At 43.3% G+C, this 26,540-nt stretch carries 23 protein-coding genes, 2 tRNA genes, 3 rRNA genes and 2 pseudogenes; 15 read left to right on the top strand and 15 right to left on the bottom strand.

Translation table 11 applies throughout. The features are described 5' to 3' along the window. Positions 1-118 precede the first annotated feature (118 nt). Positions 119-676 (bottom strand): oligoribonuclease, encoded by a 558-nt coding sequence (gene orn, locus C3Y93_RS12325; protein WP_004976254.1) that lies wholly within the window; start codon positions 674-676, stop codon positions 119-121. Positions 677-799: 123 nt separating this feature from the next. Here orn and rsgA point away from each other — a divergent pair, with 123 nt between their 5' ends. The 4 genes from rsgA (at position 800) to secB (ending at position 3,141) form a co-directional block, all read left to right on the top strand. Further along, entirely contained in the window at positions 800-1,858 is a 1,059-nt protein-coding gene (rsgA, locus tag C3Y93_RS12320; RefSeq protein WP_096902409.1) for a small ribosomal subunit biogenesis GTPase RsgA, read from the top strand. A 94-nt stretch (positions 1,859-1,952) separates the two neighbouring features. Then, complete coding sequence (locus C3Y93_RS12315) at positions 1,953-2,360, top strand: rhodanese-like domain-containing protein (RefSeq protein ID WP_004976250.1); 408 nt, start codon at positions 1,953-1,955, stop codon at positions 2,358-2,360. 33 nt (positions 2,361-2,393) lie between these two features. Continuing rightward, a complete protein-coding gene (grxC, locus tag C3Y93_RS12310) occupies positions 2,394-2,648 on the top strand; it encodes a glutaredoxin 3 (protein ID WP_004976247.1) in 255 nt (84 codons plus the stop codon). A 34-nt stretch (positions 2,649-2,682) separates the two neighbouring features. Continuing rightward, positions 2,683-3,141 (top strand): protein-export chaperone SecB, encoded by a 459-nt coding sequence (gene secB, locus C3Y93_RS12305; RefSeq protein ID WP_004976246.1) that lies wholly within the window; start codon positions 2,683-2,685, stop codon positions 3,139-3,141. A 76-nt stretch (positions 3,142-3,217) separates the two neighbouring features. Here secB and coaBC read toward each other — a convergent pair whose 3' ends face one another. After that, on the bottom strand, positions 3,218-4,492 hold the full coding sequence (coaBC, locus tag C3Y93_RS12300) for a bifunctional phosphopantothenoylcysteine decarboxylase/phosphopantothenate--cysteine ligase CoaBC (protein WP_004976244.1): 1,275 nt from the start codon (positions 4,490-4,492) through the stop codon (positions 3,218-3,220). Positions 4,493-4,605: 113 nt separating this feature from the next. Here coaBC and radC point away from each other — a divergent pair, with 113 nt between their 5' ends. Together radC and C3Y93_RS12290 are read left to right on the top strand one after the other, a co-directional pair. Further along, positions 4,606-5,304 (top strand): RadC family protein, encoded by a 699-nt coding sequence (gene radC / locus C3Y93_RS12295; protein ID WP_104853058.1) that lies wholly within the window; start codon positions 4,606-4,608, stop codon positions 5,302-5,304. Positions 5,305-5,372: 68 nt separating this feature from the next. Beyond that, complete coding sequence (locus C3Y93_RS12290; RefSeq protein WP_070153846.1) at positions 5,373-6,281, top strand: bestrophin family protein; 909 nt, start codon at positions 5,373-5,375, stop codon at positions 6,279-6,281. Positions 6,282-6,332: 51 nt separating this feature from the next. Here the strand turns inward: C3Y93_RS12290 and C3Y93_RS12285 are convergent, their stop codons facing one another. Beyond that, on the bottom strand, positions 6,333-7,187 hold the full coding sequence (locus tag C3Y93_RS12285; RefSeq protein ID WP_104853057.1) for a PHP domain-containing protein: 855 nt from the start codon (positions 7,185-7,187) through the stop codon (positions 6,333-6,335). Between the two features lie 45 nt (positions 7,188-7,232). Between C3Y93_RS12285 and C3Y93_RS12280 the strand changes: the two genes are divergently transcribed. Genes C3Y93_RS12280 through mnmC form a run of 4 tightly spaced genes read left to right on the top strand, consistent with a single transcriptional unit; the run spans position 7,233 to position 10,582 of the window. Then, entirely contained in the window at positions 7,233-7,844 is a 612-nt protein-coding gene (locus C3Y93_RS12280) for a septation protein IspZ (protein WP_004976239.1), read from the top strand. A 29-nt stretch (positions 7,845-7,873) separates the two neighbouring features. Further along, positions 7,874-8,176, top strand: a complete 303-nt coding sequence (locus tag C3Y93_RS12275) for a YciI family protein (protein ID WP_004976238.1) — start codon at positions 7,874-7,876, stop codon at positions 8,174-8,176. A 5-nt stretch (positions 8,177-8,181) separates the two neighbouring features. Next, a complete protein-coding gene (locus C3Y93_RS12270; RefSeq protein WP_104853056.1) occupies positions 8,182-8,637 on the top strand; it encodes a hypothetical protein in 456 nt (151 codons plus the stop codon). A 37-nt stretch (positions 8,638-8,674) separates the two neighbouring features. Beyond that, a complete protein-coding gene (gene mnmC, locus C3Y93_RS12265; RefSeq protein ID WP_104853055.1) occupies positions 8,675-10,582 on the top strand; it encodes an FAD-dependent 5-carboxymethylaminomethyl-2-thiouridine(34) oxidoreductase MnmC in 1,908 nt (635 codons plus the stop codon). 79 nt (positions 10,583-10,661) lie between these two features. Here mnmC and C3Y93_RS12260 read toward each other — a convergent pair whose 3' ends face one another. Continuing rightward, positions 10,662-10,976 carry a rhodanese-like domain-containing protein gene (locus C3Y93_RS12260; RefSeq protein WP_004976235.1) on the bottom strand — a complete coding sequence of 105 codons (315 nt, stop codon included), beginning with the start codon at positions 10,974-10,976 and terminating at the stop codon, positions 10,662-10,664. Positions 10,977-11,068: 92 nt separating this feature from the next. On the opposite strand from C3Y93_RS12260, the gene C3Y93_RS12255 reads away from it, so the two are divergent. Together C3Y93_RS12255 and C3Y93_RS12250 are read left to right on the top strand one after the other, a co-directional pair. Next, entirely contained in the window at positions 11,069-11,557 is a 489-nt protein-coding gene (locus C3Y93_RS12255; RefSeq protein ID WP_004976234.1) for a YajQ family cyclic di-GMP-binding protein, read from the top strand. 12 nt (positions 11,558-11,569) lie between these two features. Further along, positions 11,570-12,079, top strand: a complete 510-nt coding sequence (locus C3Y93_RS12250) for a DUF4442 domain-containing protein (RefSeq protein WP_104853054.1) — start codon at positions 11,570-11,572, stop codon at positions 12,077-12,079. A gap of 79 nt (positions 12,080-12,158) precedes the next feature. Here C3Y93_RS12250 and C3Y93_RS12245 read toward each other — a convergent pair whose 3' ends face one another. The 3 genes from C3Y93_RS12245 to C3Y93_RS12235 are packed head-to-tail and all read right to left on the bottom strand — an operon-like array spanning position 12,159 to position 13,961. Further along, entirely contained in the window at positions 12,159-12,605 is a 447-nt protein-coding gene (locus tag C3Y93_RS12245) for an acyl-CoA thioesterase (RefSeq protein WP_218618957.1), read from the bottom strand. A 27-nt stretch (positions 12,606-12,632) separates the two neighbouring features. Further along, positions 12,633-13,064 carry a thioredoxin TrxC gene (trxC, locus tag C3Y93_RS12240; protein WP_104853053.1) on the bottom strand — a complete coding sequence of 144 codons (432 nt, stop codon included), beginning with the start codon at positions 13,062-13,064 and terminating at the stop codon, positions 12,633-12,635. Continuing rightward, a complete protein-coding gene (locus C3Y93_RS12235) occupies positions 13,065-13,961 on the bottom strand; it encodes an alpha/beta hydrolase (protein WP_104853052.1) in 897 nt (298 codons plus the stop codon). 124 nt (positions 13,962-14,085) lie between these two features. On the opposite strand from C3Y93_RS12235, the gene C3Y93_RS12230 reads away from it, so the two are divergent. Both C3Y93_RS12230 and C3Y93_RS12225 read left to right on the top strand, forming a co-directional pair. Next, the gene (locus C3Y93_RS12230) at positions 14,086-14,421 is read left to right on the top strand and encodes a TIGR01244 family sulfur transferase (RefSeq protein ID WP_019838040.1); all 336 of its coding nucleotides are present in this window, start codon (positions 14,086-14,088) and stop codon (positions 14,419-14,421) included. Then, positions 14,414-14,831 (top strand): annotated as a pseudogene (locus tag C3Y93_RS12225) (beta-lactamase hydrolase domain-containing protein). Before C3Y93_RS12230 ends, C3Y93_RS12225 begins: the two are co-directional and overlap by 8 nt. Positions 14,832-16,891: 2,060 nt before the next feature. On the opposite strand, the pseudogene C3Y93_RS14595 reads toward C3Y93_RS12225, so the two are convergent. Continuing rightward, positions 16,892-16,984 (bottom strand): annotated as a pseudogene (locus C3Y93_RS14595) (hypothetical protein); the annotation flags it as partial. A 153-nt stretch (positions 16,985-17,137) separates the two neighbouring features. Between C3Y93_RS14595 and C3Y93_RS12215 the strand changes: the two are divergent. Beyond that, the gene (locus C3Y93_RS12215) at positions 17,138-18,517 is read left to right on the top strand and encodes a dihydrolipoyl dehydrogenase (protein WP_104853050.1); all 1,380 of its coding nucleotides are present in this window, start codon (positions 17,138-17,140) and stop codon (positions 18,515-18,517) included. A 164-nt stretch (positions 18,518-18,681) separates the two neighbouring features. On the opposite strand, the gene rrf is transcribed toward C3Y93_RS12215, so the two are convergent. From rrf to pssA, 7 genes are all read right to left on the bottom strand, one after another. After that, positions 18,682-18,796, bottom strand: a 5S ribosomal RNA gene (rrf, locus tag C3Y93_RS12210). Between the two features lie 200 nt (positions 18,797-18,996). Further along, positions 18,997-21,890, bottom strand: a 23S ribosomal RNA gene (locus C3Y93_RS12205). A gap of 406 nt (positions 21,891-22,296) precedes the next feature. Further along, positions 22,297-22,372, bottom strand: a tRNA-Ala gene (locus C3Y93_RS12200). 55 nt (positions 22,373-22,427) lie between these two features. Beyond that, positions 22,428-22,504: transfer RNA gene (locus C3Y93_RS12195), tRNA-Ile, on the bottom strand. 61 nt (positions 22,505-22,565) lie between these two features. Then, positions 22,566-24,103 (bottom strand): 16S ribosomal RNA (locus C3Y93_RS12190). The 16S, 23S and 5S rRNA genes sit together here with 2 tRNA genes alongside, the layout of an rRNA operon. A gap of 458 nt (positions 24,104-24,561) precedes the next feature. Further along, a complete protein-coding gene (locus C3Y93_RS12185; RefSeq protein WP_104853049.1) occupies positions 24,562-25,644 on the bottom strand; it encodes a DUF6670 family protein in 1,083 nt (360 codons plus the stop codon). A gap of 40 nt (positions 25,645-25,684) precedes the next feature. Further along, entirely contained in the window at positions 25,685-26,509 is an 825-nt protein-coding gene (gene pssA, locus C3Y93_RS12180) for a CDP-diacylglycerol--serine O-phosphatidyltransferase (RefSeq protein WP_104853048.1), read from the bottom strand. Between the last annotated feature and the right edge of the window lie 31 nt (positions 26,510-26,540).

Below are 26,540 nucleotides of genomic sequence, written 5' to 3'. Positions count from 1 at the left end.
AAGTAAGGCATAAGGCAATGCTGCGTCATATCTTATTATTTCTTATTTATGAGTGACCAACACAGTTTAAGCGTAAGAGATCGCTGTTACAGCTCCATCTCCTACGCAGAAAAAGGTTTTAGTCCTGATTCATAATAAAAAAGTATTGGCGATAATATTTCAGCTCGGCAATCGAATCACGAATATCATCCATCGCCAAATGCGACGCATTCTTTTTCAAACCGCTCATAATTTCTGGACGCCAGCGCTTTGCCAACTCTTTCACTGATGAAACATCCAAATTACGATAATGGAAGTACTGTTCCAATTCAGGCATTAAACGGTGTAAAAAACGGCGGTCTTGGCAAATTGAGTTGCCACACATTGGCGATGTTTTAGGATTAACCCATTTTTTCAGAAACTCAATAGTTTGCTGTTCTGCATCCTGCGCAGTGAGTTTGCTGCGACGCACACGCTCAATTAAGCCCGATTGTCCATGCTGACGTGTATTCCACTCATCCATGGCATTTAAAATACGATCAGGTTGATGCACAGCCAGCACAGGACCTTCTGCCAAAATATTTAAATGATCATCGGTCACAATGGTAGCCACTTCAATAATTTGGTCGTTATCGGTATCTAAACCTGTCATTTCCAAATCAATCCAAATGAGGCGAGTATCAGGCGTGCTGCTCATAAATGTGCAATCTTATTCGGCTTAAAAACAACATAGTAGCAAATTTCTTGCTTCTTGGCTGTAACTGTGCCCCCGCTTCATGCTATTTTTGCCATCCTGAGTTCATGGTTTTTTAGGATATGAATGGCTTTAATTCGTAAGCGTCGATTGACTGAACAACAGCAACGTCGAATTGAAAAACAACACAAGTCACGTCAGGCAGACATTGACACTTCACATGATTTAGAAGGCTTGGTGGTACAACACTATGGTCGTCAATTAGAAGTGCAGGCTTTATCTGTTCCTGAAATTCATCCTGAAAAACCTGTGGTGCACGCAGGTGAGCCTGAACCGTTTTGGAAACCTATCGAAATAGGCAGCATTTGGCGTTGTCATACTCGCACCAATTTAGAATTATTGGTGACGGGAGATCGGGTCAAATGGCAAGCCGATCCGAATACAGGTTTAGGGATTATTACCGCGATTCATCCACGCCAATCTTTATTGACCCGACCTGATCGTTATCACAAAGTTAAACCTGTTGCCGCCAATATCAGTTTGATTGTGATTGTTTTTGCGCCTTTGCCTGAACCTGCACCGGGCTTGATTGACCGCTATTTGGTTGCTTGTGCCGATGCCGATATTCCCGCCTTATTGGTCTTAAACAAATCTGATTTGCTCAAAGAAAACGACCCGATTTTAGACTTGCTTAAGGAATATCAAGACTTGGGGTATGAAGTCATGCAAACCCAGTCCGATGCGAATTTAGAGCATTTGGCGGCACGTTTGGCAGGTGAAACGGTGGCTTTTGTTGGACAATCGGGTGTGGGGAAAAGCTCGCTGATTAATGCCATCGTGCCTGAAGCGGCGCAAAAGACCAATATCATTTCAGAAAACTCAGCACTTGGACAACACACCACAACCTCTACCCGCTTAATTGGCTTTGGAGATGGTGCAGCCTTAATTGACTCACCGGGGATTCGTGAATTTGGTTTATGGCACTTAAGCCAAGATAAAATTCAAAATGGTTTTCCTGAAATTGAAAACCTGCTGGGGCATTGCCAATTCCGCAACTGTACCCATAAACATGAAAAGCAATGTGCGCTGCGACTGGCTGCTGCAGAAGGTGAAATATTATCGCGTCGTTTAGACAGTTATTTAAGACTGTGTGATGAAATTGCCGAAGCGCAACAAAAAAATTAATTTTATTGTGGCGCTGCCCTTGAAGCGGTGTTTTTGATCGCCATATTTATACGCTATACTCTTGAACAATTTTGACATTGTAATTAGGTGACTTGTGGAACGTTGGTTCGAATTTATGGGGAATCATCCCTTCTTATTTGGGACGCTGGCTGTATTGGTAGTGTTGTTCTTTGTGTTAGAGGGTCAACGCAATGGTCGCAAAATTTCCCCACAATCTTTGGGTATTTTAGTCAAAGCTAAAAATGCCATGTTGATTGATTTACGTGATGCCAAAGATTTCCGTGAAGGTCATATCAGTGGTAGCCGCAATATTCCCTATAGCCAAATTACCAAGCATGTTGAAGAGTTAAAAACCTCAGATCGTCCATTGGTCTTTATCTGTAACTTGGGTCAGGTTGCAGGCAGTGCTTTACAACAGGTCGCACATACCGATGCCTATCGTTTAGATGGCGGTATTAGCAACTGGAAAGCACAAGGTTTACCTTTAGTAAAAAGCAAATAGTTTTACCCAATATTTTTCGCAAGGAGAACAATCATGGCTGAAGTCACTATTTATTCAACGACTGTATGTCCATACTGCATTCGTGCAAAACAACTCCTTGAGCGTAAAGGCGTTGCCTATAAAGAAATTAATTTGTCGAATGAAGCGCCTGAAGTACGTGTTGAATTAATGCAACGTACCAATCATCGTACCGTTCCACAAATTTTCATCAATGACCAATTTATTGGCGGCTTTGACCAATTATATGCGTTAGATCGCGAAGGCAAGCTTGATCAATTATTGGCATAAACATAACACGATAACCAACTCTTAAGGATTTAACATGAGTGAAGAACAACAAGCTCAACCACAATTGGCATTAGAGCGTATTTATACCAAAGACATTTCTTTTGAAGTTCCTGGGGCACAAGTATTTACCAAAGAATGGCAGCCTGAATTGAACATCAACCTGTCATCTTCTGCAGAAAAAATTGATCCAACCCACTTTGAAGTAGCATTAAAAGTTGTGGTTCAAGCCAACAACGCCGGCGATACTGCATTTATTGTGGATGTTACCCAAGCTGGTATTTTCCTGATTGATGGCGTTGAAGAAGAGCGTTTACCGTACATTCTTGGCGCATACTGCCCGAACATTTTGTTCCCATTCTTGCGTGAAGCAGTGAATGATATGGTTACCAAAGGCAGCTTCCCACAATTATTGTTAACGCCAATCAACTTCGATGCCGAGTTTGAAGCCAATATGCAACGTGCTCAAGCCGCTGCAGCTGAAGGTCAAGCTTAATTCGCGATTGGATATAAAAAACTGCTGAAATTTCAGCGGTTTTTTATGTCATCCGTTTGCTGATGGACGATCAAAATTAAAAATCATCATCCTGAGATGGATCTCGATACAAGGCATCGTGTATCGCTTCGACCAATTGCTGCGCAATTTCCTGTTTCGAGGCTTTTTCCAAATCGCGTTTTTCCATACGGTAGCTTTCGGCAAAAAATACCGTCATGGCATTTTCATCGGAAGCAAAACCAATATCGGCACGGGAAACGTCATTGCAGGCAATCATATCTAGCTTTTTCGCCACCAACTTGCCTGCTGCATACTCTTCTACATTGCGGGTTTCTGCAGCAAAGCCAACCATAAACGGACGTTTTTCCTGTTGCGCAATGGTCGCAACAATATCAGGGTTTTTGACCAACGCCACATTCAGCTCATCGCCTAATTTTTTAATTTTGTGTTCCGCAATTTCTGCCACGCGGTAATCTGCCACCGCGGCTGTAGCGATGAAAATATCACAGCCTTGTTCAAGCATCTGCAAACTGGTATCTAGCATTTGAATTGCAGAAGACACATTAATTCGCTGTACCCCATTTGGCGTATCTAAACTAACTGGGCCTGCAATAAGCGTGACTTTTGCCCCTGCTGCATAACAGGCTGCAGCCAAAGAAAAACCCATTTTGCCTGTACTATGGTTAGAAATATAACGCACAGGGTCTAAAGCTTCGCGGGTTGGGCCTGCTGTAATGGTGACATTTTTGCCTGCCAACATGCCAAATTTTTCCACCAAAGCACGCTGTGCCTGATGAAAATACTGCGTCACCTGATGCGCCAAATCTTCAGGTTCTGGCATACGCCCTAAACCAACATCTCCACAGGCTTGTTCGCCCGCATCGGGCATAATTACATGCACGCCATCTTCCACCAAAGTGGTTAAGTTACGCTGTGTGGCTTTGGCTGCCCACATTTGCTGATTCATGGCAGGTGCAACCCAAACTGGTGCAGTGGTGGCTAAATATAAAGTACTGAGCAAATCATCGGCCAGACCTGCAGCAAATTTGGCTAAGGTGTCGCAACTGGCGGGCGCAACCAAAATTAAATCGGCCCACCGTGCCAATTCAATATGCCCCATGCCTGCTTCGGCTTCGGTATCTAATAATTCGGTATGTACTGGATTGCCTGACAGTGCTTGAAAGGTCAGCGGTGTAATAAAAGCTTGCGCCCCCTTGGTCATGACCACGCGAACACTAAACCCCGCATCCTTTAAACGACGCACTAAAATCGCACTTTTATAGGCCGCAATGCCGCCTGTCACAGCTAAAATAATGTTTTTATGAGGGAGGACGCTTAAATCGAAGCTCACAAATAAGCCACCTTTTTGTTGCAGTGGCGCTCACAATAGCATTAAATAATGTCATTCCCAAGAGATCTGTTGGGATTTAAGTTTCAAATTTAGAATAAAAAAGTCAAATAACAATGCATTTATCTATTAAACATTGGCCTGAACAAGAACGGCCACGTGAGCGTCTGATTCAAAATGGTGCTGCAAGTTTGTCCGATGCCGAACTACTGGCTATTTTCCTGCGCTCAGGCTCGCAACAACATTCTGCGGTGGAGTTGGCACGATTGCTAATTCAGCATTTTGGCAATCTCACTACTTTACTCGATGCACCCATTGCCGAGTTGTGTCAATTTCACGGCATGGGTAACAGTAAATATTCACAGCTCATGGCAGTTAAAGAACTCGGACGGCGTTATGTGGCTGAACATTTAAAACAAGATGCGCTAGAGCTTAGCAACTCCAAACGTTTGATGGAGTATTTGCGTTTTGAACTTTTGGGCGAAACCCAAGAAGTGTTTGCGGTACTTTGTCTAGATGCCTGTTTACGCAAAATCAGCTTTAAAAAGTTATTTTATGGCGCAGTGAATTCGTGTGAAATTTCTATTAATCAATTGCTGCGTTTTGCAATTAGCCAACACGCTACGGCGATTGTGATTGCACACAATCATCCTTTCGGATTGCCACATCCCTCACGTGCAGATTTAATCCTGACGCAGCAGATTCAGCAAGCCTGTCAGTTGCTAGAGCTGCGTTTGATCGATCACTGTATCATCTCAAGTGAAGGTAATTTTTCCTTTGCCGAACAACAACTGCTTAAATTTGAGCACACTTAAAATTTGCATATTGACAAAGCCTGCACAAGCACAGAAGATCATCAAAAAATTGTGATGATTCTAATAAAATGATAGTCGATCAACCCAGTGTATTTAACTTACTGTTTTCTTGGCGGGGCACGATTTTACCGAAGGTCTTACCGCCTTTGGGCGTGGTGATGTTGATCTCCACCATTATTGGCGGTTTGTCTTATATTGGTTATTTTCATTTTCCAGAATTGCCTTTGGTTGGCTTTACTTTAATTGGAGTGGTGCTGTCGATTTTTTTGGGCTTTAAAAACTCTGCCTGTTATGACCGTTGGTGGGAGGCACGTAAACTTTGGGGCATGCTGATTGCCAACGCGCGCCACTTTGACCGCGACTGCCGTATACTTAGTCAAGCACGACGTGAACGCGTCATTCAGCACGTCATTGTATTTGCCAATGTCTTGCGCGACCGCCTGCGTCATCAAACTGCCAATCCAACCGAGTTAATTCAAACCAGTGGCATGAGTCAGCAAGCAATTACCCAACTGTATCAACAAGCCAATGCGCCGCAATACACGCTCAGTTTGATTCAATGGGAGTTAATGCAAGCACTTAAAGAGGGCGAAATTTCCGATATTATTTACACACAAATGAATCAACACGTCACAGAGCTGAGTTTGGTACTCACGGGTTGTGACCGTATTGCTACCACACCGCTCCCTTTTGCGTATTCAGTCCTACTTAACCGAACAGTGTACTTTTTCTGTTTTATGTTGCCCTTTAGTTTAGGGTCTACACTCGGATTGGCGACTCCGCTTTTGGTCGGTATTTTGGCTTATACTTTTTTAGGTCTGGATGCGCTCAGTTCTGAAATTGAAGAACCTTTTGGCACGCAAAGCAATGACTTACCTTTAGATGCCATGGTAAGAACCATTGAAATTGAATTATTGGGTACGTTGGGTAAACCAACGCCACCACCAATTCAAGCACACGACCATAATTTGCTTTAATTTATTACTTCTCCCTAGCTCTTTTCTATGGCGAAGGTTGGGATGAGGGAATCACTCAACAAAACTTTCCCAAATGCCCACTTGCCCTTCTTTGACCCGCGGAATATTACCTAATTTAATCCACGGCATATTTTCACCATGAAAATCGCTGCCAACAGATACTTTTAGACCCTGTTCAGCAATCATGCGATCCACCATTTGACGGGTCGATGCAGGGTCAATATTAGGCGGCAATTCCACTGCATCACCCCCATATTTGGCAAAAATTTCAATCAAATAACGAATATTGGTCGCAGATAAATCATAACGGGTTGGATGCGCCAACACGGCAAAACCCTGACTGTCATGAATTACCCGAATCGTATCTTCCAAACTCAAGCCATCAAATTTCACATAAGCCTTTTTGCCTTCTTTGATGTATTTATCAAATGCTTGCTGCACACGCGTTACAATGCCTTTTTCTTGTAAGGTTTTGGCAATGTGCGTACGGGTAATCCGATCTGCTACGCCTTCGACTTTAAGAAGTACATCATTATAAATATCTTGTCCAATCAGCGGAGTGAGTAAATCACAAATTTGTTTGGCACGTTCTGCACGAATTTGTTTTTGCTGTTCCAGCAGCGCCTGTAAAGGTGCAGGATTTTGCATGTTTAGCGCCACCACATGCACGCTATAGCTTTTTTTAGTGGCAGGACGTGACCATTGACTGGAAATTTCCACTCCCGAAATAATCTTTAAATCTTGCCCCTGAGCCGCTTGCTCTGCCAAAGCCAGCCCATCCATTGTGTCATGATCAGTCAATGCCAAGGTATGAATGCCCTGCTGAATTGCCGCAGACACCAATTCTCCAGGTGACAAAGTTCCATCAGAAATATTACTGTGTGTATGTAAATCTACGCCGTGCATCACTTATACTATGTCATTTATTTGATCAGATTTAGATACTCTAACATGAAAGCACTTTTAGACTTTGTGCCCCTCATTATTTTCTTTTATTTATACAAAACTGTAGATCCAAAAGACACTAATCATCAATTACTACAACTCATCGGCTCTGCAGGCGGTGTCGATAACAACCATATTTTGGTGGCCACCACAGGTCTGATCATCTCGATGTTAGTGGTGTACGGCGCATTGTTCATCATGCAAAAATTCCGTTTAGATAAACAACAGTGGATTGTGCTGTTTATGACCGTAATTTTTGGTGGCGTTACTTTAATGTTAAGCGATGACTTTTATATTCGCCTGAAAGCTGCCATTTTAAACATTGTATTTGCAGGTGCTTTTTTGCTATCACCATGGTTCAGCAAAGACCGTAAACCACTGATTCAACGCTTATTTGGGCCTGTGTTCAACTTGACCGAAGCTGGCTGGAAAAACCTGAATTATACTTGGGCAGCCATGTTTGCAGTCATGTCTTTCCTACACGTATTTTTTGCATTTTTATTTATGGACGGAAAATATTGGGGCGAATTCACTGCTTTTGGTGACATGATTGTGATGTTTTCCTTTATCATTGTGCAGTTTATTGTATTGCGCAAATACTTTAAAACATCTGAATAATTTCTGATCTGCGATATTCGAGAGTAACTATGCCTTTATTTGTTCTGAGTTGTACTGACCGTGAAGGTACACTGGAAAAACGTCTTGCGACCCGTCCTGCACATCTTGCACGTTTGCAACAACTCGATGCCGAAGGTCGCTTAATTGTGGCGGGGGCAATGCCAAAAGACCCAAGCAATCCACAAGCAGGCTTTTATGGCAGCACCATGATTGTCGATTTTGACAGTCGTGAAGCACTCGATGCTTGGCTACAAGATGAACCTTTCTTAAAAGAAGGCGTATATAGCCACATTGACGTTAAGCCATTCAATAAAGCATTCCCTCAAGGATAAGCGCTATGCGTTTCGTTGTTGCCAGTATTGTTGCTGTTCTGCTCAGTTCACCTGTATATGCAGTTGAGCCAGCCACAACCACACCTACTGCACCTGCTCCTGCTGCTGTGACCAACACGGCAGCTGTAGCAACAGCCAATGGGGTTACTCCTGCACAAGATAAGCCCCTGACTGCAGAACAAATTGCCAAAAATAAAGCCCTTCAGGAAGCTAAAACCAAAGCCTTGATTAAAGATCAGAGCACACGTTTGCAACAACTTGAACAGGCAAACCTCGATGCTTTGGCACAGAATCAGGAACTGCAACTTAAAAACGATAATTTAGGCGTGCAAGTTCAAGTACTGCAAAGTGAACGCAGTGCGCAAATGTTTTTATATGGTGCAGCGACACTGGCAGTAGGCGTATTGCTCGGCTTTCTAATTGCCAGTTATGTTTATACCAAGCGTCGTCGTCAATGGTAATCTGACTGCGCACCTTTTCATTTAAAGGACTTTTGTTTTGTTTCAGCCTATTCAAACTGCCGAGCTGGATTGGCAACTGGTCGATGGCATTGATGTGCCCATTTCCAAACAGTTTGGTGATGTGTATTTCTCTAAAGACAATGGCCTGCTCGAAACGCGGCATGTGTTTTTACAGGGCAACGACTTACCCACCCGCTTGGCAGCACTCAACGATTTTGAATATTTTTGCGTAGGTGAAACAGGCTTTGGAACAGGCTTAAATATTTTAGCGCTGTGGCAATTGTGGCAACAGGTACGTCCTAATAATCACAGTCACTTGCACGCCATTTCTGTAGAAAAATTTCCACTCCGCAAAGCCGATCTAATTCGTGCCTTAGCCGCTTGGCCAGAACTGAGTCATCTGTCTGAACAGCTGATTCAGCAATACCCTGCAGCCATAGCAGGCTGTCATCGTTTAAATTTTCCAGATGAACGCTTTAGCCTCGATTTATGGTTAGGTGATGCACAAGAAGTGTTCCCTGCAATTGCCAAAACTACACCTGTAAACGCTTGGTTTTTAGATGGCTTTGCCCCCTCTTGCAACCCAGATATGTGGCAAGAAACGGTACTGAACCCCATTGTGGCCTTATCTGACTATGGTACGACCTTTGCCTCATTCAGTGTGGCAGGTGTACTTAAACGTGGCTTAAAACAACACGGTATTCAGATTACTCGCCCACGTGGTTTTGGACATAAACGGGAAATGCTGAAAGCCGTTTGGCAAGCGCCGGACATGCCGCAAACATCAAATCAGACTGAAACGGCACAAATTTCAGCCACAAACCGCAATGCAGCCACCAAACAGCGCCATATTGCGATTGTAGGCGCAGGAATTGCAGGTTTAAGCTGTGCTTGGGCATTTGCACAACGTGGGCATCAAGTCACGCTCTACGATCAAACAGCGCCCCTTGCAGGTGGTTCAGGCAATCCCTTGGCATTGTTAAACCCAAAACTTTGCCCAGCTCATCAAACTGCCGATCACTTAATGACGCTGGCATGGCAATATGCCTTGAATCACTATGCCGCATTCAAAGCATTTCGTCCGTTACAGATTCATCAATTGGCGCTTAAACATGCCGATGAATTACTAGATTTAGCCACACAATATCCACCAGATATTTTAACAGCGCACACCGCTGCAGAATTCACGCCACAAAGTAATTTTGCCAGTTTGAACTTATTGCAAGCAGGAGCAGTTTCTCCACATCAACTGCGTGATGAAATTCTTGCGCATCCGCACATTCAGTTTCAGCAAGCTCAAATTAAACAAATCACCACGACAGCACAGCAACTGATCTTACACAGCGTAGATACTGAACTTGGAGTGTTTGATCATGTCATCGTCTGTGCAGCGCTGCAAAGCGGTGCTTTTTTTGAAAACTATCCTGTACTTAAACCTATTCGTGGGCAAGTCAGCTGGTTAAATAATGCCAATCAAGCCTTGCCATTATCACAAGCCTATAGCTATGGCGGCTATTGCATGCAGCTCAATGCTGAGCAGCTCATTTTAGGCGCATCGTTTTATCCAAATCGGGAAGATTGTGACGTCTTGGCAGAAGACCATGTGCATAACTACGAACTTATCCACAGTGTCTTTCCTGCGTATGCCGAAAACTTAGCACCCGTAGATACTTGGCAAGGTCGCGCTTCGCTACGCGCCCAAAGTAAGGATTATTTTCCCCTACTTGGCAAAATGCGTGATGATCAGGAAATTTACAGCTTTGCAGGACTCGGTTCTAAAGGCTTTTTATTTGCCCCGTTGTGCAGTGAAATACTGGCGGCACAAGTTTTAGCAGAAGCCTGCGCTGTACCTAAAAACTTAGTACAAAAACTGGCAGCTACACGTTTTCAGAAAAAGGTGAAAACCAAGAAGCCTTATTTTAAAGCTCCTCCACCTTCAAGCTAACGCTCGCTTAGAGAAAATAGAAATAAAACGATACCCAACAAAAAAGCGCCTTACGGCGCTTTCTTCATATTGATGATACTTAGTGACCTTGTTCCAAAGGCATGCCTGCGTCGCGCGCAGCACGTGTACCACCCATTAAAACCACATATTCACGTGAGCTGTCCAAACCTTCTAGTTTTTCCGCTGCACGTGGGGCTTTACTTCCGCCACCACATAAAATGTAAATGGGTTGATCCGCCGACACCTGAGTAAGACTCTCTGCTGATAGATCGTTAATTGGCTGATTCACAGCACCTTTAACATGAGCTTCTGCATAAGCACTTGCATCACGTACATCCCAGATAATCGCGTCAGCTGGGAACTCAAATGTTGTAATTTCTTGTTTACGGATCATTGCGCACTCCTTTGATGTAAAACAACACTTGGCAAATGAAGAAAACATCCCTAGCATCTCAGATATTGTTTCCATTTGCAAAGGTCTTCATTATGCCTTCTTTCGATATTGTTTCTGAATTAGAACTTTTTGAAGTGAATCATGCGGTTCAAAACACACAAAAAGAAATCGGTACTCGTTTCGATTTTCGTGGTCAAGATGTGTCTATCGACCTCAATGAAAAAAACAAAGAGATTAAAATCTCCACTGAAAGTGATTTCCAATGTGAGCAAGTGTATACCATGCTCGAAAATCACTTCTATAAGCGTAAAGTCGACATTCAGGCGCTTGACCCACAAAAAATGACCGCATCAGGTAAAAATGTGATTCAAGTGATCAAACTTAAAGATGGTCTTGACTCAGATACCGCAAAAAAAATTAACAAAGCCATTAAAGACAGTGGCATTAAAGTGCAATCTTCTATTCAGGGTGACAAAATTCGTGTGACCGACAAGAAACGCGACACATTGCAACAAGTAATGGCGTTCTTGAAAGAGCAACAATTTGGTCTGCCACTGCAATTTAACAACTTTAAAGATTAATTTGGGGATGTCATGACACCAACCAATCGCTTAAACAAACTGGTCAAAGCAACATCAAAATTGCCGAAAGGCATTCAAAGCCGCCTTTTGAGTCAAGCCTTTGGTCGTGTCGTGCCGATGGTGGGCACTGCGAAAATTCGCTATCAAGAAGTAACCCCATCGCAAGTGGTGGTCAGTCTTGCCAATCATAAAGCCATGCAGAATCATATTGGACAGGTACATGCCTGTGCTATGGCGCTGTTGGCTGAAACTGCCACAGGTTTTGTAACTGCCATGAATGTGCCTGATAGTGCCATTGTGCTGATTAAAAGCCTGAAAGTGGACTTTAAACGTCCAACTCAAGGTGCAATGACAGCCATTGCCACACTCAGCCCAGAACAGCAACAACTCATGCACAGCACCGACAAAGGTGAAACACTGGTCAATGTCAGTGTGATTGATGAATCAGGCGAAGCTCCGATTCAGTGTGAAATGTTGTGGGCATGGGTGTCAAAAGCACATTTAAAGCAGAAACAAGCCTAACGCCTGTTTCCTCTCCAAGAAAAAATCCCAGCTACTGTGCTGGGATTTTTTTCATTACGATGTTTGACTAGCTTGATACTTATGATGCTTGACTAGCCTGAGCTTCTAAAAACTTCTGTTTGGCTTCTTCAGGAATCTGACGTTTTGAGCCTTTGACATCAACCGCAACAAAGGTAAATACCCCTTCGGTAACACGCACAGCTTCACGTGAATCATCATGGCTGTCCCACACTTCAATTTGCATTTGAATTGAAGTATTGCCCACTTTCAAAATTTTGGTGTAGCAACTGATCACATCGCCCACTTTTACAGGCACCAAAAAAGTCATTTGGTTAATGGAAATCGTGGCACAACGTCCTTTACTAAAACGCTCGGCATGAATCGCACCAGCCAAATCCATCTGTGAAACGATCCAGCCTCCAAAGACATCTCCACTCCAGTTGGTATCTGCTGGCATGGCAATTGTTTGTAGGGAAAGCACTCCCTCTGGTTTTGCATGAGAATCTGACACGTTCACTCCGGACATTTGCATTAAATTAGCACGAACAGTGCATTAAGACTGGGCGTTGAGTTGCTGATCCAACCACTGTTGTAATTCAGTCGCTCGTAGCGCGCCGCTTATTCTAGCAATTTCATTGCTTTTATTCATCAATACCAGTGTTGGAATACTGCGCACATGGAATGCACTGCTTAAGCGTGGATTGGCCTCGGTATCAATTTTGGCAAACACCACCTGCGGATTTTGCTTGGCAACTGTTGCAAAATGTGGTGCCATCATTTTGCAAGGGCCACACCAGTCCGCCCAAAGATCAATCAGAATAGGTAAGTCACTATTTTGAATAAAATTACTGAAATTTTGCTCATTCAATTCAATGGGTGCAAGCGGAATCAGCGCTTGATGACACTGCCCACATGCAGGATTGGCAGATAATTTATCTTCAGGTACACGGTTTTTTGCACCGCATTCAGGGCATACAATAATCATTTACTGAACTCCAAACAGTTGCTGTAAAAACTCTAATTGGGTCTGAATGACTTTTTTAAACCATTCACCATGATAAATATCAAAATGTTGCATATCCCACTCCTCATATTGTACATAAGGTGCAATATTGGTGGCCGCTTCACGACTCGACTCAATTGGAATCAGGCTGTCGCGCTGTGCGGCAATAAATAACACTGGAATGTTGATTTGCCGCACTTCTTGAATGGGACGATAACGAATCAAATTAAAAAATACCCGAGCAGGAATTTCTCCACTCCAGTAATGATCGGGGTTCACAATTGACATATAACCTGCATAACTGTCTGCAGTCGGTAAAAAACACAGTTCTTTTTGCGCCACCACTGCCAGTGTTTTAGGTGACATCCCCACCTTTGCTCCCATATAGTCCTGACTGGAGATTTTTAGGGCTTTCGGAAGTTGCTGCAAAGGATATAACTTGGCACTTTCCGCACCATCTACAAAAGGCACTTGTACCATGACCGCGGCAATATTGTGTAAGCGTGAGGCCAAACTCAGCACATATCCCCCACTTAGTGAAGTTCCCCACAGAATCATACGTTTGGCATCAATCGACTTACGTTCCGCGATATGTGAAATCATGCTGCGCCAGTCGTCTAACTGCGCCTCTATGGATACCAACTCACGTGGACGCCCCGTACTCCCGCCCCAATAGCGATAATCGAATAGCACCACCGCATAGCCTGCCTGAGCAAAATGCTGTGCGTATTGCACCAATTTAAAATGACGCAAGGCCGCCAGACCATGCGCCATCAGAATCACCGCGGGTTTTTCTATAGATTTAGGGCGATAAAAGTCTGCAGCAATCACCTCGTGATCACTTTTGACATATAAAGGCTCGACCGTATAGGAATGCATAAGCGCTCCATTGCGTTATTTTATCGTTATCGTCGTTATAAATATTTCAGAACATTCAGCTCATGAATCTGCTTAATGCTATCATAAAGCATATTGTCATGAATAAAATGATGGAGTGTTCCCCATGTCTGAACAAGTCGGTTTTGCAGGTCAAATTGGTCCTGAGCATGTAACTCAGGTACTTGAGAAAGGTTTTAAGTCAATTATTAATAACCGCCCAGATATGGAAGGTGGTCCTGAACAGCCCACTAGTGCACAAATTGAAGAAGCAGCACGTGCTGCAGGTTTGGATTATGTTTATCAGCCTGTAGTATCTGGTCAAATTACCGAGTTAGATGTTCGTGCATTTGCCAATCACTATAATGAATTGCCAAAACCTGTGTTGATGTTCTGCCGTACAGGTAACCGCTCAAACAACTTATTTCAGTTAGCTAAACAAATGGATTTGTTGGATGACTAAACACATCCTCAAACATGTGTTTTGCTGTATTCTGATCTGCAGCAGTATCTCGTTGAGTTACGCAAACAATACACAGATGCTAACAAATAAAGTCAGCGTTGCAGGTCAGATGAATACTGCTAAATTTTCACAGTTGATGCGACAAGGTTTTAAATCGGTGATTGTGAACCGTCCTGATCAAGAGATAGGCAATGTGGTCAAGGTCAGCGAATTACGCAATATTGCTGAAAATCCCAGATCAGTGTGATTTATCAACCTGTCAACAGCGGTAAAATTTATCAAACAGACATTCTTGAATTCGCCAAATATTATAATGAGCTTCCAAAACCCATTCTGATGATTTGTCGTAGTGGCTCTCGTTCTAGTGCGTTATTTCATCAGGCAAAATTCAAGGTTTGTTGCATGAATAAAGTTTTATTGGTGGTGATATGTGTCTTGGCTCTGAGTGCTTGTAGTTCTATGCAAGTGCGCCCGACGGTGGGTGTGAGTGTGGGGACTTCGCTTTAATTTTTAAATTAAAATCCCCATAAAAAAAACAGCGCCGAAGCGCTGTTTTTTTATTTTAACTAATCGTGTATTCTTGTTTTGTAATTTGTCCTGTCGGAGCTGTTACAGTCAAGATTAAACTATCCCCCGAATCACATTCTTTTAAGCGGTATGAATAATTTACTTGTGTACTCGATGCAAATGTTGATGGCGTTAGTAAATTAAACTGAGCTGGAACGGTTGCATTACCACTCCATAACTCTGCTGAACATGATTTTTCATTATCTTTAGTATTATCTTCTGCTTGTACGGCAACTGTTGTTCCAGTCGGCATAGGAACAGATTGCGCGCTATTACCAAATAGCTTGAACGTAAAGTTTGTTTTGCTTGTAGTCACAGCTACATCTTTAATTGTTGGCACATCATTACTAAATGAGAAGACTAACTGTTGACGTATTACTGCAGAAAGTTCTGAATTACATGTTCCTGAGATATTTGGTTGAGCAAAAGTACTGACTGCACAGGTATTCCCCACTGCCCCACGTTTATATAAAAACTCACCTAAAGCTGCTTCAAAAATCGTATTCTCATTATCATCACGGAAGAAGTCACCAATATTGCTCTTGAGCTCATCAATACCCGCTGTATATAAATTATCAGAGTTCTTATCAATATAAGATTTATCGCCTTCAACATAAGCTAAAACGGTTACGCGATTATCAGCTGGACGTGGGTTCTGAGTCTGTAAAACAACACTACATTCGCCATCAGTTGTTGAACAATTCGGCGTAATACTTCCGCCCTCTGTAACAAAACTTACAACTGTACCATCAGGGACTTTATTACCAACACGATCTCGTAAACGCGCAACAATCGTAGCTTTGTCGCCATCAATATCCCATTGTAATGCATTCTTAGTTACGGATAGACTCAAACCATCTTGTGTAACACGTCCTGTTGCAACAGAAACACCTTTTGTCAATGCTGTAACACTTGTATCACTAGCAAGGGTGGCTTTAAGCTCCACAGGTCCTGGTATGCTACCAGGGAAGATATCTACGACAATCTTACCTTCATCATTAGATTGAATTGTTTTTTCTTTTTTGTTATGCAATGTAATAAAACTAAGATCATTTGGCGCATTAATCAGCTCAACCAATACAGCTTGGTCCTTAGCAGGCAGATTATTTGAATATACTGTAAATTCAACCTTACCAGATGCACTAGAACCACTATTAGCGGCACCTAACTTAACTTCACCTGAACTATATACAAGTGAATTGGCTTTAATCGGATTAATTGTAATATTCTTAGTAGCCGTCGTTGCACCATTATTTGCACTAATATTAATAACTTGAGTGCCATTACATAATTGGCCTCCGTTAGATATGGCAGTATAAGTTGTTTCAACTAAACCTTGATTTGAGTTTACTGTGTTATTCGTAAACGTTCCACAATCTGAGCTAAAAGTTACTTGCACATTATTTTGTGCAATATCTGTCGAGCTATCGACAGTTTTTAGACTAATTTTAACAGAACCACCTGCATCAATAGTTGAATTATCAAATACAAGATTATCAAACTTAGTTTTCAGAGCTTCAACAGATACAAAGGTATCGCTTGTATTGGCAGTATTACCACCAATTTCTGCATTTGCAGCAATTTTAAAAATACCAGTTTTAGTTTCATCTACAGGCTTAATTCCAATTTTTGCAATTCCATCAGCATTTGAGAGCACTGTAGCATTTGAAGTTTCAAAACTAATATTTTCGCCCGTGAATGTTACTAATGCACCACTTACTGGCTGACCATTTTGGTCAGTTACTTTTACACTCGCACTTGCACCAAGAATTGTTAAAGCTGTAGTTTTTTGATTATTGTTGTCAAAAACTTCAACATTAGTGATATTTAATTTAGCAACTACTGGTGTTTCAATACCGTTATCAGTACCCGAACCTCCACCAGTAGTATTTTCATTTTGGTTATAATACCCGTCACTACCACCGCCACCACAGCTTGCAAGTAAAATAGAAATAGCAATGGCAGACAACTTTAAAGGTGTTTGTTTATTAAACATGAAATCCCCCTAGAACTCTCAATATATAGAGAGTTTTTATAAATATTTATTGGGTGCTATGTAACCATAGTTATAGCTTTATGTAAATAAAAGCATGATAAATGTTTTGCTTGTGTTAGCCTAAATTTATTTATTACATGAAGTAGCTCACAAATGTACGACCTCATTATTATTGGTGCAGGCACCGCAGGCATTAGCGCCTATAAAGAAGCGATTAAATACACCCAAAACCTACTCATCATCAATCACGGTCCATGGGACACCACCTGTGCCCGCGTTGGTTGTATGCCCAGCAAAGTTCTCATCTCTAGTGCCAATCGCATGCACGACATACAACATGCACAAGAAGTTGCACTCACGGTAGATGCAAAAATTGATACATCCCAAATCATGACGCACGTACGCCAATTACGTGATCGTTTTACCCGTGCCACACAAAAAGATGTAGATCGTTGGGAAGCATCCCATAAGATTTCAGGCTTTGCGACTTTCATAGATGCCCATACAATTCAAGTGAATGGACAGCAATATCAGGCAAAAGCTTTTATTGTTGCAGTCGGTTCTACTCCTGCTTATGACCAAGCCTGGAAAGAAAACTTAGGCGAACGCTTAATCACATCAGATCAAATCTTTGAATTAGAGAACTTACCCCAATCTTTGGCCGTCATTGGCAGTGGTGTAATTGCAATCGAATTGGCTCAAGCTATGCAACGCTTAGGGGTAGATACCACTATTTTTGCCCGTAGTCGTAAAGTTGGTTCACTCCGCAGCCCAGAACTACAAACCATTGCACAAGATACACTCAGTCGAGAATTGAATATCAAATTTGAAACCTTGCCTACACAACTACAAAAAACAGAACAAGGCGTGAAAATTGAATATCAAGAAAATGGACAAATACAAAGCTTAACTGCCGATTATGTATTGGTTGCTACGGGTAGACGCAGCTATTTAGATCAGCTTCATCTTGAAAATATTGATACAAGTTTCAACAACATCAAACAACTCCCAATTGATCCTCATACCAAACAACTCGGACAGCATGCTATTTTTATTGTGGGTGATGCACACACGAATACTCCCATTCAACATGAAGCAGCACATGAAGGGCGTGCAGCCGTGCATAATTGTTTAAGCTTTCCAAACATTGAAAATATTAAAACATTAACACCCATGGGTATTGTGTTTAGCTCACCTGAAATGGCATCTGTAGGACAAAACTATAAACAACTGAAAGATCAAAATATTGCATTTACAACAGGCTTTGTTTCTTATGAAAAACAAGGTCGCGCCTTGGTGCTAGGAAAAAATAAAGGTGCGATTGAAGTTTATATTGATAATAAAAGTCAAAAGTTATTAGGTGCTGAATTATTTGTGGATGCTGCTGAGCACATGGCGCACTTATTGGCTTGGATGATTGATGAAGAACTCACACTTGAGGATATTTTAGATAAACCGTTCTACCATCCAACACTAGAAGAGGGTTTAAGAACAGCACTTAAACATGCACGTCGACAACTACGTGAAGTCTAATCAAATTTGGAAAATATGCTTACTATTTAAAACCATCCTCAGATGGTTTTATTTTGCCTTCACTTTTATGTTTCCTTTCTTTTTATAATTTTATTTTTCTAACTTTATTTTCTTTTTGCATAAAAAAACACCCTCAACGTTAGTTGAGGGTGTTTAGAATAATGAGCTGGCGATGACTTACTCTCACATGGGTAACCCCACACTACCATCAGCGCGAAGAGGTTTCACTTCTGAGTTCGGGAAGGGATCAGGTGGTTCACTCTTGCTATGGTCGCCAGCACAACTGTTTATGGACTTGTTCGGGTCTTAGTTACTCTGCTTTTGCATGTAATGCCTTACTTTGTTCCAAATGAGTTATTAACAGGTTGGCTATTGGGTCTGAATTTTATTGTTTAGCGTTAACTAAATCAAGATCAGTCTGAATTGACTGATTGGATTTGAATCGATTGAGCATACAACCCCAACTGTTTGGGTGTTGTATAGTCAAGCCTCACGAGCAATTAGTATTGGTCAGCTTCACATATCGCTATGCTTCCACATCCAACCTATCAACGTCGTAGTCTTCAACGGCTCTTTAGGAGGCATAAAGCCTCGGGGAAATCTTATCTTGAGGTAGGCTTCCCGCTTAGATGCTTTCAGCGGTTATCCCTTCCGAACATAGCTACCCGGCGATGCGACTGGCGTCACAACCGGTACACCAGAGGTTCGTCCACTCTGGTCCTCTCGTACTAGGAGCAGATCCTCTCAAATTTCCAGCGCCCACGGTAGATAGGGACCGAACTGTCTCACGACGTTCTAAACCCAGCTCGCGTACCTCTTTAAATGGCGAACAGCCATACCCTTGGGACCTGCTTCAGCCCCAGGATGAGATGAGCCGACATCGAGGTGCCAAACACCGCCGTCGATATGAACTCTTGGGCGGTATCAGCCTGTTATCCCCAGAGTACCTTTTATCCGTTGAGCGATGGCCCTTCCATACAGAACCACCGGATCACTAAGACCTACTTTCGTACCTGCTCGACTTGTGGGTCTCGCAGTTAAGCGCGCTTTTGCCTTTATACTCTACGCGTGATTTCCGACCACGCTGAGCGCACCTTCGTACTCCTCCGTTACTCTTTAGGAGGAGACCGCCCCAGTCAAACTACCCACCAGACATGGTCCTCGTCCCGGATAACGGGACAGAGTTAGAACCTCAACATTACCAGGGTGGTATTTCAAGGACGGCTCCACTCGAACTAGCGTCCGAGTTTCAAAGCCTCCCACCTATCCTACACAAGTAAGGTCAAAGTTCAATGTCAAGCTGCAGTAAAGGTTCACGGGGTCTTTCCGTCTAGCCGCGGGTACACCGCATCTTCACGGCGAATTCGATTTCACTGAGCCTCTGCTGGAGACAGCGCCGCCATCATTATGCCATTCGTGCAGGTCGGAACTTACCCGACAAGGAATTTCGCTACCTTAGGACCGTTATAGTTACGGCCGCCGTTTACTGGGGCTTCGATCAAGAGCTTCGCTTACGCTAACCCCATCAATTAACCTTCCAGCACCGGGCAGGCATCACACCCTATACGTCCACTTTCGTGTTTGCAGAGTGCTATGTTTTTAATAAACAGTTGCAGCGGCCTGGTTTCTGAGGCTGTCGACAGCTCAAGGAGCAAGTCCTATCACCATCAACAGCGTACCTTCTCCCGAAGTTACGGTACCATTTTGCCTAGTTCCTTCAGCAGAGTTCTCTCAAGCGCTTTGGTCTACTCGACCTGACCACCTGTGTCGGTTTCGGGTACGATTCCAGTGTAACTGAAGCTTAGAGACTTTTCCTGGAAGCAGGGTATCAGCCACTTCACTGTACAAGTACAGCTTGCTATCAGATCTCAGCATAGAGCACCCCGGATTTGCCTAAGATGCATGCCTACTTCCTTTCACCTGGACAACCAACGCCAGGCTGACTTAACCTTCTCCGTCCTCTCATCGCATTACACTGAAGTATTGGAATATTAACCAATTTCCCATCGACTACGCCTCTCGGCCTCGCCTTAGGGGTCGACTCACCCAGCCCCGATTAACGTTGGACTGGAACCCTTGGTCTTTCAGCGAACGGGTTTTTCACCCGTTTTGTCGTTACTCACGTCAGCATTCGCACTTCTGATACCTCCAGCAGACTTCTCAATCCACCTTCTTCGGCTTACAGAACGCTCCCCTACCACGCATAATAAATTATGCATCCGCAGCTTCGGCACATAGTTTTAGCCCCGTTACATCTTCCGCGCAGGCCGACTCGACTAGTGAGCTATTACGCTTTCTTTAAAGGGTGGCTGCTTCTAAGCCAACCTCCTAGCTGTCTATGCCTTCCCACATCGTTTCCCACTTAACTATGATTTTGGGGCCTTAGCTGGCGGTCTGGATTGTTTTCCTCTTGACTACGGACGTTAGCACCCGCAGTCTGTCTCCCGGATAGTACTCATTGGTATTCGGAGTTTGCATCGGTTTGGTAAGTCGGGATGACCCCCTAGCCGAAACAGTGCTCTACCCCCAATGGTATTCGTCCGAGGCGCTACCTAAATAGCTTTCGGGGAGAACCAGCTATCACCGAGTTTGATTAGCCTTTCACCCCTATCCACAAGTCATCCCCTGGCTTTTCAACGACAGTGGGTTCGGTCCTCCAGTTAGTGTTACCCAACCTTCAACCTGCTCATGGATAGATCACCCGGTTTCGGGTCTATACCCAGCAACTAAACGCCCTATTAAGACTCGATTTCTCTACGGCTCCCCTATTCGGTTAACCTTGCTACTGAATATAAGTCGCTGACCCATTATACAAAAGGTACGCAGTCACCAAACAAGTTGGCTCCCACTGCTTGTATGCATGCGGTTTCAGGATCTATTTCACTCCCCTCACAGGGGTTCTTTTCGCCTTTCCCTCACGGTACTGGTTCACTATCGGTCAGTCAGGAGTATTTAGCCTTGGAGGATGGTCCCCCCATATTCAGACAAGGTTTCACGTGCCTCGCCCTACTCGTCATCATTATGTGTGCCCTTTCGTGTACAGGACTATCACCCACTATGGTTGCACTTCCCAGAGCATTCCACTAAAACACACATAACTTAATGGGCTTTTCCCCTTTCGCTCGCCGCTACTGAGGGAATCTCAATTGATTTCTTTTCCTACGGGTACTGAGATGTTTCACTTCCCCGCGTTCGCTTCGTATGACTATGTATTCATCATACGATACCTACCTTAAGGTAGGTGGGTTTCCCCATTCAGAAATCTCCGGATCAAAGGATATTTGCCGCCTCCCCGGAGCTTTTCGCAGGCTATCACGTCTTTCTTCGCCTCTGACTGCCAAGGCATCCACCACATGCACTTAATTACTTGACTATACAACCCCAAACAGTCGTTAATCCCTACAAGTAGGATTAAGACAATTAAATAAATAATCAATGATTTATTTAATCTACAGTTCAAAGTCTCGTGCACTTAAGCACTGTACAGCTTCAATCTAAATTCATATACCAAAACGCTTGATTCAGTTAATTTGCTAGTTCTCATTTCAATTCGTAATTAAACCGTAACACCGAAGTATTACTGTCAATCTTGAATTAAATGAGTTGTACAATTTATTTCAGACTCAATTTTTGCCAATCTGTTAATGATTTCCTACCGCCTCGTCAGCGAGTAGTTCACTGTGATAAATCACAGAATTTAATAAATCATTAAATCTTTACGATTTAACCTATTTACTAAATTCTGTAATCTTTAGCTTATCCCGTACTTAAAAAGTACGTGGTGGAGACTAGGAGAGTCGAACTCCTGACCTCCTGCGTGCAAAGCAGGCGCTCTACCAACTAAGCTAAGTCCCCAGCTTATCATCTGTGATTCGATGTATCTTCTTCTGCATAATTGCTTCGTCAGTAGTGGTGGGTCTGACAAGACTTGAACTTGTGACCCCACGCTTATCAAGCGTGTGCTCTAACCAACTGAGCTACAGACCCTCAGATACATCGTCATGAAGAACAACTTGTTGTGGATTCTTACCAATCGTCAATCTTTCGTTAAGGAGGTGATCCAGCCGCAGGTTCCCCTACGGCTACCTTGTTACGACTTCACCCCAGTCATCGGCCACACCGTGGTAAGCGTCCTCCTTGCGGTTAGACTACCTACTTCTGGTGCAACAAACTCCCATGGTGTGACGGGCGGTGTGTACAAGGCCCGGGAACGTATTCACCGCGGCATTCTGATCCGCGATTACTAGCGATTCCGACTTCACGCAGTCGAGTTGCAGACTGCGATCCGGACTACGATCGGCTTTTTGAGATTAGCATCACATCGCTGTGTAGCAACCCTTTGTACCGACCATTGTAGCACGTGTGTAGCCCTGGCCGTAAGGGCCATGATGACTTGACGTCGTCCCCGCCTTCCTCCAGTTTGTCACTGGCAGTATCCTTAAAGTTCCCATCCGAAATGCTGGCAAGTAAGGAAAAGGGTTGCGCTCGTTGCGGGACTTAACCCAACATCTCACGACACGAGCTGACGACAGCCATGCAGCACCTGTATGTAGATTCCCGAAGGCACCTTTCCATCTCTGGAAAGTTTCTACTATGTCAAGGCCAGGTAAGGTTCTTCGCGTTGCATCGAATTAAACCACATGCTCCACCGCTTGTGCGGGCCCCCGTCAATTCATTTGAGTTTTAGTCTTGCGACCGTACTCCCCAGGCGGTCTACTTATCGCGTTAGCTGCGCCACTAAAGGATCAAATCCCCCAACGGCTAGTAGACATCGTTTACGGCATGGACTACCAGGGTATCTAATCCTGTTTGCTCCCCATGCTTTCGCACCTCAGTGTCAGTATTAGGCCAGATGGCTGCCTTCGCCATCGGTATTCCTCCAGATCTCTACGCATTTCACCGCTACACCTGGAATTCTACCATCCTCTCCCATACTCTAGCTAACCAGTATCGAATGCAATTCCCAAGTTAAGCTCGGGGATTTCACATTTGACTTAATTAACCACCTACGCGCGCTTTACGCCCAGTAAATCCGATTAACGCTCGCACCCTCTGTATTACCGCGGCTGCTGGCACAGAGTTAGCCGGTGCTTATTCTGTGGGTAACGTCCACTTAGCCCAGGTATTAACCAGGTAAGCCTCCTCCCCACTTAAAGTGCTTTACAACCAAAAGGCCTTCTTCACACACGCGGCATGGCTGGATCAGGGTTCCCCCCATTGTCCAATATTCCCCACTGCTGCCTCCCGTAGGAGTCTGGGCCGTGTCTCAGTCCCAGTGTGGCGGATCATCCTCTCAGACCCGCTACAGATCGTCGCCTTGGTAGGCCTTTACCCCACCAACTAGCTAATCCGACTTAGGCTCATCTATTAGCGCAAGGTCATAAAGAGCCCCTGCTTTCTCCCGTAGGACGTATGCGGTATTAGCATCCCTTTCGGAATGTTGTCCCCCACTAATAGGCAGATTCCTAAGCATTACTCACCCGTCCGCCGCTAGCTCAGTTACCGAAGCAACCTCGCCCGCTCGACTTGCATGTGTTAAGCCTGCCGCCAGCGTTCAATCTGAGCCATGATCAAACTCTTCAGTTAAAATCATTTTGAAGTTTTAATCTAAACTTCCAAATCTGGCTCATCAATTTTCTGACTTAAATTTCGCTCAAATAAACTTCGAGTAATTTAAACCAATCAATCAATGAAATATCTTCGATCAATCAATCAGTAAAAATCCACACAAGTTGTTCTTCATAATCTCTTAATGATCTTCTCGATGCTTCGTCAGCATCAAGCTAGGTCGGCTATATTACGCTTTATTTCTAAAGTGTCAACTGGTAATTTAAATTATTTTAAACTTTCTTTCTAAAACCCAACTCAATCACTCTTAACCAAGTCATTGTTTTATCAGAAGTTTTAATCCGCATCACCGCCGATGGATGTGCATTATAGGGCAAATATTTCGCCTTGCAACCCCTCTTTTTAAGTTTTATAAGTTTTTTAGTCCGAATGGTTAATTATTCAGCAAAATACTTCACTTTTCCACAAAATACTGTTTATTTCTTTTTCTTGATCATAAAAGGTTCAGGATTCATAACTACATCTGGCATTTTTTCTGGCTGATCATGTTCCTGCCATTTCAGTGCGCGGCAGTCGATATATTCACAATAGCCTCCTTCTCCTTGTTGTTGATCTCCATTTATAGCCAACTGATATTGAAAACTTCCGACATAACCTGCTGCAGCCCCAAATTTAAAATCACCACGACTCTGCGCCTGTAAATGAATTGAGGTGCCATCTTCATCTTGATAACGCCATTCAAACTCACGTGGCAAATACATACACTGACCTGTTGGCGTTTTTACTTTTGGATAAACCCGTTGAATATTAAATTGTACTTGCCCATCAAATACCCGAGTTTGCTCCGTGTTCGCATTTCGCAGATAGATTCGAGATTGCAAAATTCGATTCAACACATCACGACTTTGTAGCAATATCATTTGTTGCTGATGATTCAGATTAATCACTTGATAGCAAAAAAATGCCACAGCGAAATAAGGAAACTGGATTGAGCGGGCAAACTCAAAACTACCCAATTGCTCAATCTGAAAATGCTGATCTTTATAGCGCACACTACCCTGACACTGACACAACAAAGACCAATGTTCTGCCAAATTCATTCGCAATTTAGTGAAATATGAAATTGTAGAGCTTGTGGTGATCTTTAAATCAAAGCTAAGTTCGCTATCTTCACGTTGAATATGAAATTGCGGAAAGTGTCCAGTAATGCGCTCTTTATTGGCAAACTGAAAATACTCTGCAGTAAATACGCAATCATGTTGTATTGAATAATGATTGGACTGCCCCACCATGTGTGGGCTGCTACTACAAAGAATACTGGCTGTGTCTAAAGCTGAGGTTGTAATCACATTTTCAGGGCGCAGCATTGCGGTATTTAGGCTGCCCAATAAACCAATAAAGTTGAGATAATGTAAGGGTGCAGGCAAATTAGGAAGAATTAAGCCCTGATAGATAAATTTATAATGATGTTTTGGGGCGTGATAAGGCAGTTTGGCGGTTGCCGCAGGAGTTTGATTGAGTTGTTTGGAACGATCGAGAAAATCTTGAAACAGCTGCATATCAAACTCCTTGTGAGTTGATGCTTTTATGAAAGCTTAATTAACTCACTGCATTTTTTCTTGCCATACAAGTGGTCACAAAACCTGAAAGTGCATAAATAATTGAAATCACTAAAATTCCAACAGGAATATTATAAGTCATGGCTGCAAGGATAAATACTGCGATTGGCAATACAAAAAACGGCACACGCTTACGGTCAAAGGTTTTAAATGAATAATATTTAATATTGGAAATCATCAACAATCCTACTGCAATAATAATCACAGCATTGAGGATTTGTAGACCAATTTCACGAATATCATACAGTTCAGGAAAATCCCGTCCTACCCAAACCAGCGACACGATAATCAGCGCAGCCAAAGGACTTGCAACACCAATAAAGTAGCGTTTATCGACCACACCAATTTGCACATTAAAACGCGCCAAACGGAATGCGGCACAAGCCGTATAAACAAAGCAAGCCGCCAAGCCGATACGACCTAAATCATGCAAACTCCAGCTATACATCAAAATCGCAGGTGCAACACCAAAGGCGAGCATATCGGATAATGAATCAAACTGTTCGCCAAATGGACTTTGCGCACCAATCGCACGTGCCACACGACCATCTAAACCATCAAACAATGCTGCTAGAAAAATGGCATAAATCGCTTGGCTAAATTCGCCATTCATACTGGCAATAATGGAGTAAAAACCCGACAGCAAGGCTGCCGTGGTAATCAGGTTTGGCCACAGATAGATACCACGACGTTTCACCTTTTGCCCTTCACGGGTATGTTCTTCTTCCACCACTTCAAATGTAATTCCGTCATGCTCAAGATCACGGGAACTATATTCTCCTTCGGGTTTGGATGTGTTTGTCATTATTTTGTGTCCTAACTGTAACCTGAACGTC

It is taken from the genome of Acinetobacter sp. SWBY1 (assembly GCF_002946595.1).
GTDB lineage: Bacteria > Pseudomonadota > Gammaproteobacteria > Pseudomonadales > Moraxellaceae > Acinetobacter > Acinetobacter towneri.
This window is presented reverse-complemented; position numbering and strand designations above follow the sequence as displayed.

Bases quoted from the DNA above. Each gene is read 5' to 3' on its own strand.
- orn (WP_004976254.1), bottom strand. From the start codon at position 676: ATGAGCAGCACGCCTGATACTCGCCTCATTTGGATTGATTTGGAAATG.
- rsgA (WP_096902409.1), top strand. From the start codon at position 800: ATGGCTTTAATTCGTAAGCGTCGATTGACTGAACAACAGCAACGTCGA.
- grxC (WP_004976247.1), top strand. From the start codon at position 2,394: ATGGCTGAAGTCACTATTTATTCAACGACTGTATGTCCATACTGCATT.
- secB (WP_004976246.1), top strand. From the start codon at position 2,683: ATGAGTGAAGAACAACAAGCTCAACCACAATTGGCATTAGAGCGTATT.
- radC (WP_104853058.1), top strand. From the start codon at position 4,606: ATGCATTTATCTATTAAACATTGGCCTGAACAAGAACGGCCACGTGAG.
- C3Y93_RS12290 (WP_070153846.1), top strand. From the start codon at position 5,373: ATGATAGTCGATCAACCCAGTGTATTTAACTTACTGTTTTCTTGGCGG.
- C3Y93_RS12285 (WP_104853057.1), bottom strand. From the start codon at position 7,187: ATGCACGGCGTAGATTTACATACACACAGTAATATTTCTGATGGAACT.
- C3Y93_RS12280 (WP_004976239.1), top strand. From the start codon at position 7,233: ATGAAAGCACTTTTAGACTTTGTGCCCCTCATTATTTTCTTTTATTTA.
- C3Y93_RS12275 (WP_004976238.1), top strand. From the start codon at position 7,874: ATGCCTTTATTTGTTCTGAGTTGTACTGACCGTGAAGGTACACTGGAA.
- C3Y93_RS12270 (WP_104853056.1), top strand. From the start codon at position 8,182: ATGCGTTTCGTTGTTGCCAGTATTGTTGCTGTTCTGCTCAGTTCACCT.
- C3Y93_RS12260 (WP_004976235.1), bottom strand. From the start codon at position 10,976: ATGATCCGTAAACAAGAAATTACAACATTTGAGTTCCCAGCTGACGCG.
- C3Y93_RS12255 (WP_004976234.1), top strand. From the start codon at position 11,069: ATGCCTTCTTTCGATATTGTTTCTGAATTAGAACTTTTTGAAGTGAAT.
- C3Y93_RS12250 (WP_104853054.1), top strand. From the start codon at position 11,570: ATGACACCAACCAATCGCTTAAACAAACTGGTCAAAGCAACATCAAAA.
- C3Y93_RS12245 (WP_218618957.1), bottom strand. From the start codon at position 12,605: ATGTCCGGAGTGAACGTGTCAGATTCTCATGCAAAACCAGAGGGAGTG.
- trxC (WP_104853053.1), bottom strand. From the start codon at position 13,064: ATGATTATTGTATGCCCTGAATGCGGTGCAAAAAACCGTGTACCTGAA.
- C3Y93_RS12235 (WP_104853052.1), bottom strand. From the start codon at position 13,961: ATGCATTCCTATACGGTCGAGCCTTTATATGTCAAAAGTGATCACGAG.
- C3Y93_RS12230 (WP_019838040.1), top strand. From the start codon at position 14,086: ATGTCTGAACAAGTCGGTTTTGCAGGTCAAATTGGTCCTGAGCATGTA.
- C3Y93_RS12215 (WP_104853050.1), top strand. From the start codon at position 17,138: ATGTACGACCTCATTATTATTGGTGCAGGCACCGCAGGCATTAGCGCC.
- C3Y93_RS12185 (WP_104853049.1), bottom strand. From the start codon at position 25,644: ATGCAGCTGTTTCAAGATTTTCTCGATCGTTCCAAACAACTCAATCAA.
- pssA (WP_104853048.1), bottom strand. From the start codon at position 26,509: ATGACAAACACATCCAAACCCGAAGGAGAATATAGTTCCCGTGATCTT.